The 19,402-nt window shown below is 67.8% G+C and carries 15 protein-coding genes and 1 other RNA gene; 8 read left to right on the forward strand and 8 right to left on the reverse strand.

What is annotated here, in order from left to right:
* Nucleotides 1-4: 4 nt before the first annotated feature.
* Nucleotides 5-1,756, reverse strand: coding sequence for a diguanylate cyclase (locus tag EJC49_RS05135; RefSeq protein WP_170314619.1), 1,752 nt, complete (start codon nt 1,754-1,756; stop codon nt 5-7).
* A 192-nt stretch (nt 1,757-1,948) separates the two neighbouring features.
* Here EJC49_RS05135 and EJC49_RS05140 point away from each other — a divergent pair, with 192 nt between their 5' ends.
* The 3 genes from EJC49_RS05140 to EJC49_RS05150 are packed head-to-tail and all read left to right on the forward strand — an operon-like array spanning nt 1,949 to nt 4,935.
* Complete coding sequence (locus EJC49_RS05140; protein WP_126698396.1) at nt 1,949-3,004, forward strand: LLM class flavin-dependent oxidoreductase; 1,056 nt, start codon at nt 1,949-1,951, stop codon at nt 3,002-3,004.
* Between the two features lie 57 nt (nt 3,005-3,061).
* Nucleotides 3,062-3,667 (forward strand): recombination mediator RecR, encoded by a 606-nt coding sequence (gene recR, locus EJC49_RS05145; RefSeq protein WP_126698397.1) that lies wholly within the window; start codon nt 3,062-3,064, stop codon nt 3,665-3,667.
* 14 nt (nt 3,668-3,681) lie between these two features.
* Nucleotides 3,682-4,935, forward strand: a complete 1,254-nt coding sequence (locus EJC49_RS05150; RefSeq protein ID WP_126698398.1) for a lytic murein transglycosylase — start codon at nt 3,682-3,684, stop codon at nt 4,933-4,935.
* A 9-nt stretch (nt 4,936-4,944) separates the two neighbouring features.
* On the opposite strand, the gene EJC49_RS05155 is transcribed toward EJC49_RS05150, so the two are convergent.
* Entirely contained in the window at nt 4,945-5,784 is an 840-nt protein-coding gene (locus EJC49_RS05155) for an arylamine N-acetyltransferase family protein (RefSeq protein WP_126698399.1), read from the reverse strand.
* 62 nt (nt 5,785-5,846) lie between these two features.
* The gene (locus EJC49_RS05160; RefSeq protein ID WP_126698400.1) at nt 5,847-6,959 is read right to left on the reverse strand and encodes an AI-2E family transporter; all 1,113 of its coding nucleotides are present in this window, start codon (nt 6,957-6,959) and stop codon (nt 5,847-5,849) included.
* 165 nt (nt 6,960-7,124) lie between these two features.
* On the opposite strand from EJC49_RS05160, the gene EJC49_RS05165 reads away from it, so the two are divergent.
* Nucleotides 7,125-7,535, forward strand: a complete 411-nt coding sequence (locus tag EJC49_RS05165; RefSeq protein ID WP_126698401.1) for a Kazal-type serine protease inhibitor family protein — start codon at nt 7,125-7,127, stop codon at nt 7,533-7,535.
* Between the two features lie 10 nt (nt 7,536-7,545).
* On the opposite strand, the gene EJC49_RS05170 is transcribed toward EJC49_RS05165, so the two are convergent.
* The 4 genes from EJC49_RS05170 to ffs all read right to left on the reverse strand — a co-directional run bounded on the left by EJC49_RS05170 (nt 7,546) and on the right by ffs (nt 11,052).
* Nucleotides 7,546-8,547: an LLM class flavin-dependent oxidoreductase gene (locus tag EJC49_RS05170; protein ID WP_126698402.1), complete on the reverse strand. Its 1,002-nt coding sequence runs from the start codon at nt 8,545-8,547 to the stop codon at nt 7,546-7,548.
* Nucleotides 8,548-8,644: 97 nt separating this feature from the next.
* Nucleotides 8,645-8,968 (reverse strand): YbaB/EbfC family nucleoid-associated protein, encoded by a 324-nt coding sequence (locus EJC49_RS05175; protein WP_126698403.1) that lies wholly within the window; start codon nt 8,966-8,968, stop codon nt 8,645-8,647.
* A gap of 21 nt (nt 8,969-8,989) precedes the next feature.
* Nucleotides 8,990-10,828, reverse strand: coding sequence for a DNA polymerase III subunit gamma/tau (locus EJC49_RS05180; RefSeq protein ID WP_126698404.1), 1,839 nt, complete (start codon nt 10,826-10,828; stop codon nt 8,990-8,992).
* Nucleotides 10,829-10,954: 126 nt separating this feature from the next.
* An RNA gene (gene ffs / locus EJC49_RS05185) (signal recognition particle sRNA small type) lies at nt 10,955-11,052 on the reverse strand.
* Nucleotides 11,053-11,190: 138 nt separating this feature from the next.
* Between ffs and EJC49_RS25560 the strand changes: the two genes are divergently transcribed.
* Together EJC49_RS25560 and EJC49_RS25565 are read left to right on the forward strand one after the other, a co-directional pair.
* Nucleotides 11,191-11,355 (forward strand): hypothetical protein, encoded by a 165-nt coding sequence (locus tag EJC49_RS25560; protein WP_170314620.1) that lies wholly within the window; start codon nt 11,191-11,193, stop codon nt 11,353-11,355.
* Between the two features lie 5 nt (nt 11,356-11,360).
* Nucleotides 11,361-11,519, forward strand: a complete 159-nt coding sequence (locus EJC49_RS25565; RefSeq protein ID WP_170314621.1) for a hypothetical protein — start codon at nt 11,361-11,363, stop codon at nt 11,517-11,519.
* Nucleotides 11,520-11,548: 29 nt separating this feature from the next.
* On the opposite strand, the gene EJC49_RS05190 is transcribed toward EJC49_RS25565, so the two are convergent.
* Nucleotides 11,549-12,160 (reverse strand): response regulator, encoded by a 612-nt coding sequence (locus EJC49_RS05190; protein ID WP_126698405.1) that lies wholly within the window; start codon nt 12,158-12,160, stop codon nt 11,549-11,551.
* A 275-nt stretch (nt 12,161-12,435) separates the two neighbouring features.
* Here EJC49_RS05190 and EJC49_RS05195 point away from each other — a divergent pair, with 275 nt between their 5' ends.
* A complete protein-coding gene (locus EJC49_RS05195) occupies nt 12,436-14,310 on the forward strand; it encodes an autotransporter assembly complex protein TamA (RefSeq protein WP_126698439.1) in 1,875 nt (624 codons plus the stop codon).
* Entirely contained in the window at nt 14,307-18,899 is a 4,593-nt protein-coding gene (locus EJC49_RS05200; RefSeq protein WP_170314622.1) for a translocation/assembly module TamB domain-containing protein, read from the forward strand. Before EJC49_RS05195 ends, EJC49_RS05200 begins: the two co-directional genes overlap by 4 nt.
* Nucleotides 18,900-19,402 lie beyond the last annotated feature (503 nt).

Below are 19,402 nucleotides of genomic sequence, written 5' to 3' on the forward strand. Positions count from 1 at the left end.
AAAGTCAGGCGACTTTCACGTCGGTTTGGGGCGTTTGGCCCGGTGAGTGCACCATGATGCGGTTGCGGCCTGCGTGCTTGGCCTCGTAGAGCGCCACGTCGGCCCTGGCTGTGGCGGTCGACAGCGTGTCGTCGGCGGAGGCGAGATAGCCTCCGATGGACGTGGTAACGCGGATTTCGGTCCCGTCCGACAGCCTGATGCCCGAGCCGCGCAGCGCGTCGAGCAGGCGCCGGCCGGCCCGCATCAGGTCGCCGGCGTCGCCGCGCACGAGCACCATGAACTCGTCACCGCCCCAGCGGGCGCAGTGGTCGCGCTCCTCCACCACGTCACGGATGCGCCTTGCAACTTCGAGGATGACCTCGTCTCCGGCCATGTGGCCGCGCGAATCATTGATCGACTTGAAGAGATCCACATCCAGCAGGAGCAGGCCGACCGTCTCGCCGACCTCCCGCGCAGCGGCGATTTCCATGTCGAATGTCGCAGTGAAGCCGCGCCGATTGGCGATCCCCGTCATGGAATCGAGAAAGGCCAACCGTTCGAGTTCGTCCGTACGCTGGCGAACCGTATCCTCGAGCCGCTCGGTGTTTTCGTGCACCGCCCTGGCCATGCGATCGAGGGCGGTGGTCAAGCGGCCAATCTCGTCATCGTCATGCGAGGCCAGAGGCTGCCCATACTTGCCTTCCTCGATACGGCGCAACGCGCCCTCCGTCTGGGCGATGCGGTCCAGCACGCTGTGCTTGAAGAACACGGTGATCAGCAAGGCCGCGACGATGATCGCGGAGGCGAGAAGTGCGCCGAGCGGCGCGAACAGCCCCCGTCCGACGATGGCGTCGACGTCCATGACGGAGACGTTGAACCAGCCGAGACTGTCGAGATGGCCCACGCCCACCAGCATCGGACGGCCACCCATGTCGAGAACAGCGGTCGCGGCATCCGTGCGACCAGCGCGCAGATCGGCCATCATCGAGGCCAATAGGCCGCGATGCTCGGCCTTGTCGACGAGCTGGAAGACGGTGTTTCGCTCGGCCTCCTCCTTGGTGAGGCTCGCGAAATCGATCTTGCCGCGGTCGGCGATCGCCTGGATCGCGCCGGAGCCATCCACGAACAGCGTCTCGACGCCCTTTTGACCGGTGTTGACCACGTCGGCGACGAAGGCCGATAGATCGAGCCCGGTACCGATGACCGCGATGGGCTGGCCCTTCTGCTCCACGACGCAGTTGATCCAGACCTTCGTGACGGCCAGCGCGCGATCGTTGTTGACGTTCAGCCTGCACCCGCCGCCAAGGGCCAGGGTCTTGTAGAACCAGTCGTCGGAAGGCACCTCGCGAGACACCACGTATCGCGGGCGGTTCGGATCGGTGCCAGCGTTTCCGTCGCCGAAATAGTAGTGGCCCGATCCGGCGATGACGAGAAAGTAGCTGCGGTCGGCAAAGGCCGTGCGGAAATGTTCGAGCGCATCCAGCCCGCGGGCCTTCTTGGCCGCGTGCTCTTCGTCCAGCGCCCAATCGCGGATGGTCGGCGAACGCGCCAGCGTTTCGGCGAGCGCCACTTCGCGCGCGAGGGGCCCGAGGCCGCGATAGCGGTCGTAGAGCACCTGCCGTTCGGCGAACAGGGTCGAAAGGCGGCCGCTGGTCGTGTCCACGATCCAGACGAACGCCCCGAAAGCCGGCAGGGCCACGCCCACGAACAACGCAAGCGTAAGCGTCAGCACGCGCAGACGCAGGCTGCGCGAAAACGCGGCTCGCAGTCTGGTCACGCGTCGTTCGAGAAAGGACATGTTGAGCGCACTGCTTCCAAACGTTTCGGCCGGCTCGTTCTCGGCGCAAAGCTATCGGGCATGGGTGTACGCGGCGTTAAGCGGACGACCGGAGAAGCACTGTTCACCGTCAGACACTCGCGCACGTTGCGGCCCCGGCCTATCTTGGGGCCAACGAAACAGGAGACGGCAATGGAACTCGGCCTCTACACGTTCGGCGACGTCGGCACCGACCCGGTCTCGGGACGCAGGACCGATCCGGCCGAGCGACTGAAGAACCTGCTCGAGGAGATCGAGCTCGCCGACCAGCTTGGCCTCGATGTGTTCGCGCTCGGCGAGCACCATCGCCCCGACTATGTCGTCTCCTCGCCCGCCACCGTGCTGGCCGCCGCCGCCGCGCGCACCAAGTCGATCCGGCTGTCGAGCAGCGTGACCGTCTTGTCATCGGAAGACCCGGTCCGCGTGTTCCAGCAATACGCAACGCTCGACCTGATCTCGCAGGGCCGCGCGGAGATGATGGCGGGCCGGGGATCGTTCATCGAATCCTTCCCGCTGTTCGGCTACGACCTCAAGGACTACGACACGCTTTTCGCCGAGAAGCTGGAAATGCTGATCGCCTTGCGCAAGGACGAGCGGATTTCCTGGCCGGGCGGCAAGCACACGCCGCGGATCGACGACCGGGGTGTCTATCCGCGGCCGCTGCAGGATCCGCTGCCGTTGTGGATCGCCATCGGCGGCACGCCGCAATCGGCGGCGCGCGCCGGCATGTACGGGCTGCCGCTGGCGCTGGCCATCATCGGCGGCGAGCCGGCCCGATTCGCGACCTTCTTCGACATCTACCGGAAGGCCGCGCGGCAGTTCGGCCACGACCCCGACACGCTGGCCACCAGCATCAACGTGCACGGCTTCGTTGGCGAAACGACGCAGGAGGCGGCCGACACCTTCTATCCGCCGGTGACCGACGTGATGAACCGGATCGGCCGCGAGCGCGGCTGGGGGCCGAGCGGCCGGCGCGAGTTCGATGCCTCGCGTAGCCCGCGCGGCGCGCTCTTCGTCGGCAGTCCCGCCGAGGTGACCGACAAGATCCTCGCCAACCACGAGATCTTCGGCAACACGCGCTTCCTGATCCAGATGGCGATCGGCGTCATGCCGCACGCCACGCTGATGAAGGCCATCGAACTCTTCGGCACGAAGGTGGCGCCGGCCGTGCGCAAGGCCGTTGCGCAGAAGACGGGCGCGTCGGCCTAGGACGGGCAACGTTCCGCGCCGGTGTTTTCGCCACGATTTGTACGCTAGACAGGCACCATGTCGAAGCGATTCGCCGGTCCCGAGATCGAACGCCTGATCCAGCTGCTCGCCAAGGTGCCGGGGCTCGGCCCCCGGTCTGCACGGCGAGCGGCGCTGCACCTGATCAAGAAGAAGGAGCAGCTGCTCGGCCCGCTGACGGTCGCCATGGGCGACGCGCTGGACAAGGTGCGCATCTGCTCGACCTGTGGCAATGTCGACACGACCGATCCCTGCACCATCTGCACCGATCCACGCCGCGACGACACGACGATCATCGTGGTCGAGGACGTCTCCGACCTGTGGGCGCTGGAGCGGACCGGGGCGATGAACGCGCGCTACCACGTGCTCGGCGGCACGCTGTCGCCGCTCGACGGTGTCGGGCCGGACGACCTGAACATCCGCAGCCTGGTCGACCGCGTGGCCAAGGGCGGGGTGAGCGAACTCATTCTCGCCGTCAACGCCACCGTGGAAGGCCAGACCACCGCGCACTACATCACCGACCAGCTCGACGGGCTGGGGGTGAAGGTGACGCGGCTCGCGCATGGCGTGCCCGTGGGCGGCGAACTCGACTATCTGGATGAAGGAACCCTGTCGGCGGCGCTGAAGGCGCGGACCGCGTTTTGAGGAGGAATGGCTCGATGCGGATCACTTCGTCGCGCTTCGCACGAGCCTTCGCCGCAGGAGCGCTGTTGCTGGCGGCGCTCGCCCCTCTGCCCGCGGCCGGACAATCCATCGACCGGCAGTTCCGCGCCTGGCTCGACGCCGACCTTTGGCCGGCTGCGCAGTCGAACGGCGTGTCGCGCGCGACCTTCGACGAGGCGTTCAGGGGTGTCAGCCCGAACCTGAAACTGCCGGACCTGGTGCTGCCCGGGCAGAAGCCGCAGACCCCGAAGACGCAGCACCAGGCCGAGTTCGGGTCGCCGGGGAACTATTTCGCTGAGAACACCGTGCGCGGCGTCAGCGCCGGCGGGCGGGCCCGCGCCGGGGCTCACGCCCGGACGCTCTCGGCGATCGAGGCGGCAACCGGCGTGCCGCCCGGCATCGTGCTCGCCATCTGGGGACGCGAATCCGGTTTCGGCCGCGCCAGGATTTCCTACGATGCCTTCGAGGTGCTGGGCACCAAGGCCTTTCTCGCCACCCGCAAGGCCATGTTCCGCGAGGAGGTGCTGGCCGCGCTGGTGATGGCCGAGCGGGGACGGATCCCGCCGCGCTCGATGAAATCCTCCTGGGCCGGCGCGCTCGGTCAGCCGCAGTTCATGCCGAGCAACTACCTGAAATACGCCGTCGATGGCGACGGCGACGGGCGCGCCGATATCTGGACCTCGGAGGCGGACACGCTGGCCTCGATCGGCAACTACCTGAAGGCGCATGGCTGGGTGCGCGGCCGCGACTGGGGTTTCGAAGTGACGGTGCCGGCCGCCGTGTCCTGCGCGCTGGAAGGCCCCGACCGCGGCAAGCCGATCGCCGACTGGGCGCGGATGGGCATCGAGCGCGTCGGCGGCCGTCCGTTTCCGGCGCACGAGCTGAAGGGCGAGGGTTACCTGATGATGCCGGCCGGCCGCAATGGCCCCGCCTTCCTCGTAACGCCGAACTTCTACGTGCTGAAGGACTATAACGAGAGCGACCTCTACGCGCTGTTCGTCGGACATGCCGGCGACCGCATCCAGTATGGCGACAGGACGTTCTCGAACGGCTGGGGCGCCGTGACCAAGCTCTACCGCTCCGACATCGCCGCCATGCAGCGAGGGCTGGAAAAGCTCGGCTACGACGTCGGCGGCGCTGACGGGTTGCCCGGCTTTCGCACGCGCCGCTCGATCGGCGACTGGCAGGCCCGGAACGGTCTGGCGCCGACCTGCTTCCCCGACCAGACGCTGGTGAACCGGCTGCGTTAGAATCCGGCGCTACGACTCGCCCTGGCCGAATCCCAACTCCGCAAACCGCGCGTCGAAGCGGTCCGGCTCCGGCACGTCGATGCCGAAATCGGCGGCGAGCGTCGCGCGCAGGTCGGCGGCGGTGGCGAAATGCACATGCCTTGACGCGCCACCCGTCTCGTGAACGATCAACCGGTCGTTCTTCAGCGCCAGCCGACCCTGCGGAAGCGCCCGAGCGGCCATGATCGTCGTCACGAACTGCGAGGCGGGCCATGTCGAGACGAAATGGCTCGAAACCAGATAGTCGACCTCGAAATGCTCCGTCAGGTCGAAGCGGAAGACGGTGCGCCACTCGCCGCCGATCTCGACCTGAAGGCGATGGTGGTCATCGGTCTCGATCAGGCGACAGGGCTCGTGCGGCGTCCGTTGCACCATGCCCGCCGCCAGACGCAGCGGCGCGGTCTGCGTGACGCCGCCAAAGCCGACATCGGCAAGCCAGGTCGAACCGTCGAGCTCGACGCGCAGCAGCATGTGGCTGCGCGGATTGAGCGTGTCGTCCGGCTGGTTCCACAAGACCCGGGCAGCAAGGCCGCTGACCTGAAAGCCGAGCGACGCCAGCACCTTCCAGAACAGCGTGTTCTGCTCGAAGCAGTAGCCGCCGCGCCGCGCATGGACGAGCTTTTCCTCCAGTGACGGCAGATCGAGGCGAACCGGGCGGCCGAGGAAGGAATCGAGGTTCTCGAAGGCGATCGCCCGTGGATGGAGGAGGTGCAGTTCCTGCAGCACGCCAAGCGTGGCCGTGCGCGGGCCGCAATAGCCGATCCGCGCGAAATAGGCATCGAGATCAGGTCCGTCGTCCGTCTGGCGCATCGTCGCATTCCTCCGCGCCGACGCACTAGAGGGAATTTGGGCGGGACGGAAGTCCCGTGCGCCTATTCGGCGGTCTCGCGCGCGTCCTGCGCGCCGAGGAAGTTGCCGATCGAGCTCAGCCCCTCGAAATGGTCGCAGAACACCTTGGCGATGACGAGGATCGGCACGGCGAGAAGCGCACCGGCGAAGCCCCAGAGCCACGACCAGAAGGCGATGGCGATGAAGATGGCCACGGCGTTCAGCTCGAGCCGCCTGCCGAGAATGAGCGGCGTGATGAACTGGCCCTCGAGCACCGTGAACCCGACATAGAGCAGCGGCGCGAGCGCGGCGGCGGAGAGCGTGTCGAAGGTGACGATCGAGATCACGCTGACCAGAACGATGCCGATGAGACTGCCCACATAGGGCAGGAAATTCAAAAGCGCTGCGGCCACGCCCCACAGGAGCGCATTGGGCAGGCCGAGCAGCCAGCAGGACATTCCGACGGCGAAGCCGAGACCCGCATTGATCAGCGCGACCGTGAGCAGGTAGCGGGAGATCTCGCGCTCGACGTCGTAGACGATCCGCAGCGCCCGCTTCTTGTCGCTCATCAGATCGAACGTCTGCACCAGCTTTTCGTAGAACATGCTGCCCGATGCGAGCAGGAACAAGGACAGGACCAGCATGATGGCAACCGTGGTACCGACGGACAGGAGGTTGCCGGCCGCGCGCGAAACGATCCCCGGCTGTGCGATCACCACCTTCTGCACGTCCGGCTCGCTGGCGGACTCGGTCACGCTTTCGATCTGGTCGCCGGCCTGCATGATGCGCGACAGCGGCCCCTCGATTTCCGCCAGCCGGTTCTGAAGCTGACGGCCGATGTTGGGTGCATCCTCGACCAGCGCCACCACCGGCCCGCTGAGCACGAAGCCGATGACGGCAACCCCGCAGAAGGAGAGGAACACCAGAAGCGTCGCCGATAGCGGCGCCGGAATGCCGCGCCAGGCCAGCGATCGCACGATGGGCGACAAAGTCAGCGCCAGCATGAAGGCAAGCACCACCGGCAGGAAGAAATCCTTGGCGAAGTACAGGGCGTAGACGAGGAGAATGAGGAATATGCCGAGCAGCACGCCAAACAGGCTGCGGCTTGGCCTCACGACAGGCGTCGGTTCCGGTGTTTCGTCTGGCGATGGCGACATGTTTCCCCCGGCCCGCGCACAACGGGGCGGAACGACTTCAAACGGGCAAGGCGCGGAAAGGTTCCGGCATCCGGCTTGCGACCCTGCGGGAGCCGAAACCAATTCGCCATTCGAGCATTTCGCCGATATACGTCGCTGGCGGGCACAGGCCCAGGGGAGGACATCATGGTGAATTCACCGGTTGCAGGCGTCGCCGGGTTGCTGGCCCTGCTTTTCGTTTCGTCCTGCGCCGTGGTGGTGGAGGAGCCCCTGCCGGTTCGTCCCGGACCGCCGTCTTCGCAACAGTTGTGCCCGCGCATCTACGACCCGGTCTGCGCGAGGCGGGGCCCGGATCGGCAGACGTTCGGCAACAGCTGCGAAGCCAATGCCGCCGGGTATCGTGTGTCTCATCCCGGACAGTGCCGACGCGGCGGCGGCCCGCGTCCCGAGCCGGCTCCGCCTCCTCGCCAGAGTTTCTGCACCCAGCAGTACGAACCGGTCTGCGCACGGCGCGGCAACCAGGTGCGGACCTTCGGAAACGCCTGCGAGGCGCGCAACGCGGACTACCGCATTCTCTACGACGCGCCCTGCCGATAGGCGGCGCGCCTTAGGCCGCCGCCGACAGTTCGCGATGGGCGTCGGCCAGGATCTCGTAGGAGCGAAGGCGGGCGGCATGGTCGAAGATGTGGCCGGTGACCATCAGTTCGTCCGCGCCGGTGCGACGGGCGAACTCGGCGACGCCGCGGCGCACCGTCTCGGGCGAGCCGACCACCGCGCAGGTGAGCGTCTGGTCGAGCATGGCGCGCGCCATGGGCTCGAGGCTCTCGTAATAGCCACGCACGGGTGGCGGCAGCTTGCCGGGGCGCCCGGTGCGCAGATTGACGAAGGACTGCTGTTGCGAGGTGAACAACAGCCGCGCCTCCTCGTCGGTGTCTGCGGCGATGACGCTGAGACCCAGCATCACATAGGGCCTGTCGAGCTGTTCGGATGGTTCGAAGCGCTCGCGATAGATCGCCACCGCGCGTTCGAGTTCGGCAGGGGCGAAGTGCGAGGCGAAGGCATAGGGCAGGCCCAGCATCGCGGCGAGCTGGGCGCCGTAGAGGCTCGATCCAAGGATCCAGACCGGCACGTCGAGGCCCGCGCCCGGCACCGCCTGGACGCGCTGGCCCTCTTCGGCCGGCCTGAAGTAGGACATCAGTTCGACGACGTCGCGCGGGAACTGGTCGACGTCGCCCGACAGGTTGCGGCGCAGCGCCCGCGCGGTCAGTTGATCGGTGCCCGGCGCGCGGCCTAGACCGAGATCGATGCGCCCGGGATGCAGCGCGGCGAGCGTGCCGAACGCCTCGGCCACCATCAAGGGCGAATGGTTGGGGAGCATGATGCCGCCGGCGCCGACGCGGATGGTCGAGGTGCCGGCCGCGACATGGCCGATGACCACGGCCGTGGCAGCGCTGGCAATGCCCGGCATGTTGTGGTGCTCGGCCAGCCAGTAGCGACGGTAGCCCCATCGCTCGGCGTGGCGGGCGAGATCGAGCGTGTTGCGGAGCGAGGCGCCGGCGTCGGTGCCTTCGGGGACGGGCGAGAGGTCGAGTACGGATATCGGTGTCATGGCGTCAATGTAGGCGCGCCCGGCCGATTTCCAATGCCGAAACGCATGGTCCAGCCACGAACGGGGCGTCTGGCGCCCCGCGCGCGGACAGGGCCGCTCAGAACGGCATCTTGAAGCCGGGGGGGATGGGCAGGCCGGCGGTCAATTCCTGCGTCTTCTTCTGCATCACGGCCTCGACCTTCCCCTTGGCGTCGGCATGGGCGGCGAGGATCAGATCTTCCAGGATCTCCACGTCATCCTCCTTGAAGAGCGAGGGATCGATCTTCAGGCTCTTCATCTCGCCCTTGCCCGACAGGACGACGTTGACCAGGCCGCCGCCTGACTGGCCGGAGGCTTCGATCTGGGCGATCTCCTCCTGCATGGTCTGGAACTTCGCCTGCATTTCCTTGGCCTTGCCCATCAGGCCCATCAGATCCTTCATGATGTCGTCCTTCTTCCTGTCTCAGAGTTCGTCGTCTTCATCGTCGGCGGCCGGGTCGATCGGCAACGACGTCTCGTCGCTCTCTCCGACGTCCTGCGCCGTCGCATCGGGAAAGCGCACGTCGATGATCCTCGCGCCGGGGAACCGTGCCAGGATCGCCGCCACGGCGGGGTCGGCGCGGGCGTCCATCAGAACGCTCTCGCGACGTCCGGCCTCGATCTCGCTCAGCGTCGGTCCACCCTTTTCGCGCGACAGCGACACGAACCAGTTGCGGCCGGTCCAGGCCTTCAATCGCGTGGTCATGTCGTTGAGAAGGGTTTTCGGCGCGTTTTCGGCGAGGCTGACCTCGATCCGTCCCGGCTCGATGGAAACCAGGCGAACATAGGCCTTGAAGCCAACCTTGAAGGCGATGTCGCGGTTGGCGTCGGCGAGGGCTGCGATGTCCTCGAGCGACCGCACTGGCACCGAAGACGCCTCCTCCACCGGGGCCGGGAGAGGCGGCGCGATGGGCTCGGCCCGCTGCACCGGTTCCACGAGCCGCATGGTCTGCCCGCCGCCGGCCGTGGACATCCGCGTCTGCGCCACCGCGGTGACGCCGCCATCGCCCGCCGGGGCGGGTGCGCGATCGACCGGTCCGCCGCCATTCGGCCGTGGCGCGCCGGTCTGAAGGGGCGCGACGCCGCCGCTTTCGATCGCCTTCAGGGCCTCGTCCAGGGTCGGCAGGCTGGCGGCATGGGCGATGCGGATCAGCACCATTTCGCCCGCGCTGACCGGGCGGTTCGAGCCTTGCACCTCGGCGATGCCCCTGAGCAGCATCTGCCAGGTCCGCGACAGCACCCGCACCGAGAGCCTGCCGGCGAAGTCGGCGCCGCGCCGTCGTTCGTCCTCGGTCAGCGAACCGTCGCGCGCCGCCTCCGGCACGAAGCGCAAGCGCGTCACGAGATGATTGAATTCGGCCAGATCCGTCAGCACGACCGCCGGGTCGGCGCCACCGTCATATTGGGCGCGGAACTCCGTCAGGGCAGCGGCGACATCGCCGCCCATGAGGTGTTCGAAGAGATCGACGACGCGGGCGCGATCCGCAAGTCCGAGCATGGCGCGAACCGCATCGCCGCTGACGGCGCCGGCGCCATGGGCGATCGCCTGGTCGAAGATGGACAAGGCGTCGCGGACCGAGCCTTCGGCGGCGCGCGCCACCATGGCCAGCGCCTCGTCGTCGACGGTGATGCCCTCCTTGCCGGCAATGCCGCGCAAATGCTCGACCAGCAGGCCGGCATCCACCCGGCGCAGGTCGAAGCGCTGGCAACGCGACAGCACCGTGATAGGTACCTTGCGGATTTCGGTAGTGGCGAAGATGAACTTGACGTGCGGCGGCGGCTCCTCGAGCGTCTTCAGCAGGCCGTTGAAGGCCTGCGTCGAGAGCATGTGCACCTCGTCGATGATGTAGACCTTGTAGCGGGCCGAAACGGGCGCGTAGCGAACCTGCTCGATGATCTCGCGGATGTCGTCGATGCCAGTGTGGCTGGCTGCGTCCATCTCGATGACGTCCACGTGCCGGCCTTCCATGATGGCCTTGCAGTGCTCGCCGGGCGAGGTGAGGTCGATGGACGGGCGGTCGATGTCGGGGGTCTTGTAGTTGAGCGCGCGCGCCAGGATGCGCGCCGTCGTCGTCTTGCCGACGCCGCGGACGCCGGTCAGCATCCAAGCCTGCGCGATGCGGCCGGCAGCAAAGGCGTTGGTGAGGGTGCGAACCATCGGCTCCTGGCCGATGAGGTCGGAAAAGTCGCTCGGCCGATATTTGCGGGCGAGAACCCGGTAAGCCCTGGTTCCGGTCGTGTCGGTGCTGCCGGCCTCGCTCATTGGTCGGTTGCCTCCGTCGTGCCGCGGGCTTGAGTATCGGCGAGTGTCGCGCCTCGACGCCGCAGCGTCAATGCTCGACACGAAACCATTCCGGCGCGCGTCCGAACCGGCGCGACCACGGAAAAGGTGGGAGGCTGGCACGGCGACCCGTGCCTGAGCTCGTTAGGGCTGCTTCCTTCCGGACCTGACCCGGTTGGCGAGTGGCTCGTCCACCACCAACCTCCCGGCCCTCATATCGGCAATCGCGCCGGCAAATGCAAGGGAGGAATTGCCCCTTGTCCGGCACCCGGCGCCGCCAAACACGGCATGCGGAACCATCGCTCTGATGACGACTTTCTCCTGCAACCGAAGGAGGCCAGTCCATGCCGGGAACCCGCACCATGAATGCCCTGATGGGTGTCACGATCGGCCTTGCCGTCGGCGCGGTGCTGGGCGCGTCGGTTTTCGAGAACCTGGTGCTCGGCATCGTTCTCGGTGTCTTCGTGGGAGGCGGCATCGGCAGCAGCCTGCCGGCGGCGAACCGCTGAACGGGATGGCGGGCGTCTTCCTCAGCACGGCCACCGGCGTGATCGTCGGATTCGGCCTCGGTGCGGTGTTCGGCAAGATCCTGCTTGGCGATCCCATGCTGGGGCTCGGCGTCGGCGTCGCTGCCGGCGGCGTGATCGGGCTGGCCGTGGCGATGCTGCGCTGATGGCCGGGCGCCAGGCCGATCGTTCCTGGTCAGTTCATCAGGTTGCGGCCGCCCACCGCGAGTGTCGTTTCCATCAGGTGCGTCAACCATGTCGAGGTCGGCATGTCGTCGGGCCGCGACTTGAACTCGCCCACGGCGCGCTCCAGCGTCTTTTCGACCAGCCGGTCGGCCGCGAAAGCATCGCCGAGCATCAGGCGGGCGGAAAGCCGCAGCTTGGGAAGGACGACGCCCATGTCCTGGCGGAGAGGTTCGAAGGGGTTTTCGTTGCCGCGCGCGCTGCCGATCTCCGCATCCAGTACCGACAGGACGTGCTGCCAGCTGACGGGCTTCGGCAAGCTGCCGACGAAGCGGAAGCGGTCGGGCAGCGAACTCCCGTCGGTTCCGCTGAAAAAGACGAAGGGCACGCCGCGCAAGAACAGTTCATCGGCAATCGGAAAGACGGTGCTGCCGCGCAGGTTGATATCGAGAATCGCGGCATCGGCCTCGTCGAGATAGGTCCGCGCCGCAGGCACGTCCGAGGCGGGGCCGAGCACGGTTGCCCCGACGCTCTCGAAGAATTGAGCGAGTTCGGCGGCAAGCAGGTACTCGTCCTCCGCGATGAGGATGCGCATGCCCGCGAGCTTGGTCAGCAATTCGTCCATGGGGGGTAAATGGACCGGCCGGCCCGAGGTTCCGGCTTTCGTCGCCAGGCGCGCGGGGCGTTTTCATCGCGAAGCGCGGACGCTATCGTCTCCGTCACACGGCTTGGAAAGTTTGGGCTTAATTTTTAGTAACAACTTGAATGCATAATGAGAGCATGTTTGTGTCCCCCCGGGCACGCAACGGGGTACGGCCGCGCGGGCGGTTCGACCATAGAGAGTGATCAGTCGCGTTGAACGGTAGCCAAAATCCAACGAGCCGCACCTTGCGGGTGGCAATGATGATTGCGGCGCTGTCGGTGACGGGCGCAGCCCCCGCGCATGCCTTCGAGCTGTTCGGAATCAAGTTGTTCGGTCGCGACCGGGCGGCCGACACCGCCGACGTCATCGGCGATCCGCAGACCTATGCGGTCGATTTCCAGGTGACGGGCGACGACCTCGAGGACAAGCTCAAGGGCGCGTCGAGCCTGTGGTCCGATCGCGACGAGCCCGCCTCCGGCGCCGCCGGGCTGATCGCCAAGGCGCGGCAGGATTATCGTCGCCTTCTCGCGGCCCTCTATTCGGAAGGCCGCTATGGCGGCTCCATCAGCATCCTGATCGAGGGACGGCAGGCCGCGGATCTGCCGCCCGATACCGAATTGCCCGAGCCCGCCCGCGTCGAGGTGATCGTCGTCCCGGGCCCGGTGTTCCTGTTCGGCAAGGCGCTGATCACCAACCAGGCACCGCCCGCCACCAACCGCCGGGACGAGGTTCCCCTGCCCGCCGACAGGGGCTTTGCATCCGGCGAAGTCGCGCGCTCGGGGACGATCCTCGCCGCCGAGCGGCTCGCTGTCGAAGCCTGGCGTCAGCAGGGGCATGCCAAGGCGAGCATTGCCGAGCGACGGGTGGAAGCGTTGCACACGGCCGACGTCGTCGACGCGGCGCTGACGGTGGCGCCCGGACGGCGCGCGATCTACGGTTTCACGAAGACGGAGGGAACCGAGCGCATGGATCCGGGCTTCGTCGCCTGGATGGCGGGTTTGAAGCCTGGCGACGAGTTCGATCCCGACGACATCGAGCGCGCGCGCAAGCGGCTCGCCAGGCTCGACGTGTTCCGCTCGCTGCGCCTGGTCGAAGCCGACGAGATCGGCCCGGACGGCATTCTGCCGATCACCGTCGTGGTCCAGGAGCGGCCGCTGCGCCGCATCGGCGTGGGCGGCACCTATTCGACCGTCGATGGCCTGGGCCTCGAGACCTACTGGCTGCATCGCAACCTCTTCGGGCGGGCCGAACGGCTTCGCATCGAAGGCAAGGTCGGCGGCATCAACGGTGTCGACCCGAACGATTTCACCTACCGTCTCGGCGCCACCTTCATGCGACCGGGCGTGTTCACGCCCGACACGGACTTCGTGGCGTCGGTGTTCGGCGACCGCGAAGTGCTGGAGCCCTATACGCGCACCGGGGTGACCGGGCAGGCAGGCTTCACCCACATCTTCACCGACGAGATTTCGGGCCGCATCTTCGGGACGGCTCGGCATGCACGCTTCGAGGACGCGGTCTTCGGCACCCGCACCTTCACCAGTTTCGGCGTGCTGGGCGGCCTCGTCTACGACAGTCGCGACAATGCCGCGAACGCCACGGAAGGCTACTACGCCGAAGTCACGGCCGAACCGTTCTATGAGATCCAGTATGGCAATCTGGCCTCGTCCTTCACGGCCGAGGGCCGCGCCTATTACGGCTTTGGCGACGAAAACAGGATCGTCGCGGCAGGACGGCTGAAGGTCGGCAGCTTCGTCGGCGCCTCCATTGCCGAGACCGCGCCCGACAAGCTCTTCTTCGCAGGCGGCGGCGGCTCCGTCCGCGGCTATGCCTACCGAAACATCGGCGTGCCGGTCGGCAACAACGTCATCGGCGGCCGCTCGCTGGTGGAAGGCTCCGCCGAACTGCGCGTCGCGGTCACCAACACGATCGGCCTGGTCGGCTTCGTCGATGCCGGCTATGTCGGCGCCGATTCCATTCCCGACTTCGATGATCCGTTCAAGATCGGCGTCGGCGCCGGCCTGCGCTACCAGACCGGTCTCGGCCCCATCCGCCTCGACGTCGGCTTCCCGCTCGATCCGGGGCCGGGCGATCCGACCGCGGCCTTCTACGTTGGAATAGGACAGGCATTTTGATCCGCTTCGTCACAGCCCTGCTCGCGCTGTTCCTGGCGTTTCCGGTCCTTGCACAGGAAACGCCGGAGGAAGAACGCGGCTTTTTCATCGATTTCGTGCAGAACCAGCTGTCCTCCTCCAATCGCCAGATCAGCATCAGCGGCATCCAGGGCATCCTGTCGTCGAACGCGACCATCGCGTCGATTACCATCGCCGATCGCGAGGGCGTCTGGCTCCGGATCACCAATGCCGGGATCGACTGGAACCGGTCGGCGCTGCTGCGCGGCCGGCTGGACGTCGAGACGCTGCGCGCCGACGCGATCGAGGTGCTGCGCCAGCCCTTGCCGGCGGAAGGCCTGCCATCGCCCGAGGCAACCCCGTTCCAGCTTCCGGAACTGCCGCTTGCCATCAGCCTGCGCAATCTCGAAATCGCACGCTTGAGCTTCGGGGCGGACGTGTTCGGGCTGGCATCGGAACTGAGCGCCACGGGCAATCTCGAACTGGCCGGCGGATCGCTTCAGACCGCGCTCGACATGCAGCGCCTCGACGGGCCGGGCGGCAGCCTGACGCTGACGGCGAGCTATGCGAACGAGACGGAACTGCTCGACGTACGGCTCGGGCTCAGCGAGCCGGCCAACGGCATCGTGGCCAACTTGCTCAACATCGAGGGACGGCCCCCGGTCGATCTGGCGCTCTCCGGCTCCGGCCCGCTCGGCGACCTCGCGCTGGAACTCGCGCTCGACGCCGACGGCGCGCGCGTGCTGACGGGAACGACGCGGCTCGACCGCACCGATCTCGGACTGGCCTTTTCCGCCGACGTGCGCGGACCGATCTCGCGCCTCGTGGCACCGGCCTTCCGCGACTTCTTCGGCGACGAGGCAGCCCTCACGGTCAACGGCACCGTGAGGGATGCCGGCGGCGTCGCCATCGACCGCCTGTCGATCGACAGCGCCGCGGTCGACCTGCAGGCCTCGGCCGAAACCGGCGCCGACGGATTCCTGCGGTCGCTGCAACTCGATGCCCGGATCGAACCGGACGGCGATGACACGGTTGTCCTGCCGGTGCCGGGCGGCAACACGACCCTGCGCCGCGGCGTCGTGAGCCTGACCTTCGGCGACACGCCCGACGGCCGGTGGTCCGGAACCGTTTCCATCACCGATCTGAACAGCCCGCAATACAGCATCGAGGCCGTCGCGCTCGACCTTGGCGGGCTCGTCGCCAACCTCGACGACCCGGCGAGCCGCCGCATCACGTTCGACGTTGCCGGGCAGGCCAACGGCATCGCGGCCGAACGCGAGGACATCGCCGAGGCGCTCGGCAACCGGATTGCGCTGGCGATCAATGGCGGCTGGAGCGCCGGCCAGCCGGTCCGCATCGAGCGCGCCTCGGTCGACGGCCGGTCGCTCGCCTTCAACGCGGTGGGTTCATTCATCGACGGCGCCTTCACCGGCGACCTTGGTGTCGAAGCGTCGAGTATCGCGCCGTTTTCGGGTCTCGCCGGGCGCGAACTCGGCGGTGGTGCACGGCTGACGGCGCGCGGCGAAATCCGCCCCGTCTCGGGCGCCTTCGACCTGACGCTCGACGGCCAGGCGACGGAATTGCGCATCGACGACGCGACGGTGGACAACCTGTTGTCGGGGACGACGGCGATTTCGGGCCGGGTGGCGCGCGGGGAGACGGGTCTCGTCGCGGACGGCTTCCGCCTCGACAATCCCCAGGCGACCATCACGGCAGATGGCCGGGTTGCCACCGGCAGCGCCGATTTCCGCTTCGACGTCATCGTCGCCGAGCTGGCCGAGATTCGCCCTGACTTGCGTGGGCGCCTGACGGCGACCGGCACGGCACAAGGGGCCGACGGCGTCATCGCGCTCGCCTTCGATGCCCGTGTTCCCGCCGGTTCGCTCGGTGGACGCTCGCTGCGCGACGCCGCCGTCGTCTTCGACGGCACGCTGAGCGAAGGAGCGCTCCTGGGCAACATCCTCGGCGACGCCTTTCTGGATGGCACGCGCGTCAGCCTGCGCTCGCAGGTCGCGTCCGCGAATGGCGAACGGCGGCTGGGCGACCTGCGCTTCGAGACGGCGGGCGCGACACTGACGGGCGACGTGACCCAGACCCAGGCCGGCCTCCTGACGGGCCGCCTCGACCTCGACGCGCCGAACGTCTCTACGGCGGCGGCGCTTGCGCTGGCCGAGGCGCGGGGCGCCATCCGGGCCAGCATCGCCCTGGCCATCGTCGACGAACGCCAGTCGGCCACGGTCGAGGCCCGCGTCGACGGCCTCGTCTACGACGAGACGCGCATCGGCGCGGCAACGGTCCAGGCGCAGGTCGCCGACCTGTTCGGCGTTCCGGCGGTGGAAGGCCGCATCGATGCCAGCCGCGTGACCGCCGCCGGAATCGACATCGCCACGCTGACCGCCAATGCCCAGCGCAGCGGCGACGCCACCGGTTTTTCCGCGCAGGCGCGTCTCGACAACGGGGCCGTGATCGAGACGACGGGCTCGCTTGCGCCGGAGGGCGAAGGGTTCCGACTGACGCTCGAGCAGGCAAACCTCGCCTGGCGCGACCTCTCCGCGCGACTGTCGCAGACGGCGTCGCTGCTGGTCGATGGCCAGGACGTCACCATCGACGCATTTTCGATGAACGTCGGCGGTGGAACCATCAGCGCGACCGGTACGATCGCGGACCGCATCGATGTGGCCGCGCGGCTGCAACAGGTGCCGCTGGCGATCGCCAATGCGATCCGACCGGATCTGGGGCTTGGCGGTACGATCGACGGCACAGCCGTCGTGGGCGGGTCGCGGACCGCGCCGAATGTCCGCTTCGAAGTCGCCGGCCGTGCCCTCACCGCAACCGCGCTGCGCGAAGCCGGCCTGACGACGCTGTCGATCGATGCGCGCGGCACGACCACGGGCAACCGGCTCGACGTCGACGCGACGGTTTCGGGCCCCGAAGGCTTTCGCGCGCAGGTCAATGGCGGCGTTCCGCTCGGCGACGGATCGCTGGCGCTCGACGTCGCGCTGCAAAGCTTCCCGCTGGCGACGCTGAACCCCATGCTGCCCGGGCAATCCCTGTCCGGGAACGTCACCGGCAACGCCACCGTCACGGGTCCGCTTGCCGATCCGGCCGCGCGTTTCGACCTGACGGGCAGCAACCTCGCCTCGACGCAGTTCGTCGACCTCGGCGTTGCGCCGCTCGGCCTGACCGCGTCCGGGCGATACGAAGACGGGACGATCGAGCTCTCATCCGCGTCCGCCAACGGTCCGCGCGGCCTGTCGGTGACGGCAAGCGGCATCATTCCCCTGTCCGGTCCGGGCCTCGCAGTGGCGGCGAACGGCCAGGTTCCGCTGGAACTCGCCAACCGTTTCCTGGTCGATCGCGGCACGCAGGTCAGCGGCACGCTCGTGCTCGACATCCGCATCGCTGGGAGCCTGTCGGACCCGGTGATCACCGGCTCTATCTCGACGGCCGGGGCGGCCGCTGTCGATCCGGAGGCGAACGTGCGGCTGAACGACATCGCGCTGTCGGCCAGCCTCGACGCACAGTCGGTCACCATTTCCCAGCTCACCGCCTCGATCGCAGGCGGCGGGCGGCTTGCCGCCAGCGGCACGATCTCGCTCGCCGACGGTTTCCCGGCCGATCTCGACATCCGGTTGCAGGACGCGCGCTACACCGATGGCGAACTCGTGGTGGCGACGGTGAATGCATCCCTGTCGGTCTTCGGCGCCCTGGCGCGCGACCCGCTGATTTCCGGTCAGGTCTCGATCGAGCGGGCGGAAATCTCGATCGCGGGCGACCTCGGCGGCGGAGCCGCATCGATCGACGTCATTCATATCAATCCGCCGGCCGCCGTCCGCGCCACGCTCGAACGCGCCCGTGCCAATGACGGGACGCCGATGCCCTCGGCAAGACCGAGCGTCGCCAGGCTCGACGTCACGGTCAGCGCGCCGAACCAGATCTTCGTGCGCGGACGCGGCCTCGACGCCGAGCTGGGCGGCCAGGTTCGGCTGACCGGCCCCGTAACCGACATCCAGCCAGTGGGCGCCTTCAACCTGATCCGCGGCCGCCTCTCCATTCTCGGGCAGCGGATCACCTTCGATGAAGGCAGCGTGACGCTGGTCGGCGATCTCGATCCGTTCATCGATTTCGTCGCCCGCAGCGAAAGCGACGACATCACGGTCTTCGTCACCGTGCGCGGGCGGATCTCCGATCCGCAGGTGTCCTTCTCCTCGCAGCCGGAACTGCCGCAGGACGAGGTGCTGGCGCGGCTGATCTTCAACCGCTCCATCTCGGAACTGTCGGCGTTGCAGATCGCGCAGCTCGCGGCGGCGGCAGCCGAACTCGCCGGCGGGTCCAACACCTCGCTGGTAGGCAGCCTGCGCGACGCCACCGGGCTCGACGACCTCGACATCGTCACCGACAGCGAAGGCAACACGGCCGTCAGGGCGGGCCGCTACATCCAGGACAACATCTATCTCGGCGTGGAGGCGGGAGCCGCTGGCTCGACGCGGGGCACGATCAACCTCGACATCACCCAGGACCTCAAGGCGCGTGGGTCCGTCGGGTCCGATGGCGACTCGAGCCTTGGCCTGTTCTTCGAACGCGACTACTGATCCGCCGCCTCACAACCGGGCTCGAAGAACCGCCGTCCTGACCCGCCAGCCCACGCTGGAACGTTTGATCATGGGACGCGTGACGCCCGGAGAGGGGAGAGACCGGCGCCGCACGGGAGGGGTGACGCGGGGGACGCGCCGCCGGTCTCTCGCGCCGCTGGAGGTGCAGCGCGCCTGCCAAACATGCGGCGCGCGGAATGGTTGCTCCAAAAACACCATTTGTTAATCGGCGGACCGCACCACCGATCCCGCCAGGCCGGCCCGGAACATTTGCCCGAGGCTGCGGTTATCGCTCGACCGATCCAATGCATGGAAGGAACCGAGCCGATGTCAAAGCCCAGGATGCTCACATGGGATCACCCTGCCCCCGCCGGCAATCGCGGCACGGAGCCGATCCCGATGCCCGGGCCGACGCCGCCGCCCGGCCCGTTGCCGCCGGACCCGGTGCCCCAGCCCGACCCCTCGCCGATCCCGACGCGCTTTTCACGGTTCGCGTGATGGAT

The organism is Aquibium carbonis (genome assembly GCF_003970795.1).
Lineage (GTDB): Bacteria > Pseudomonadota > Alphaproteobacteria > Rhizobiales > Rhizobiaceae > Aquibium > Aquibium carbonis.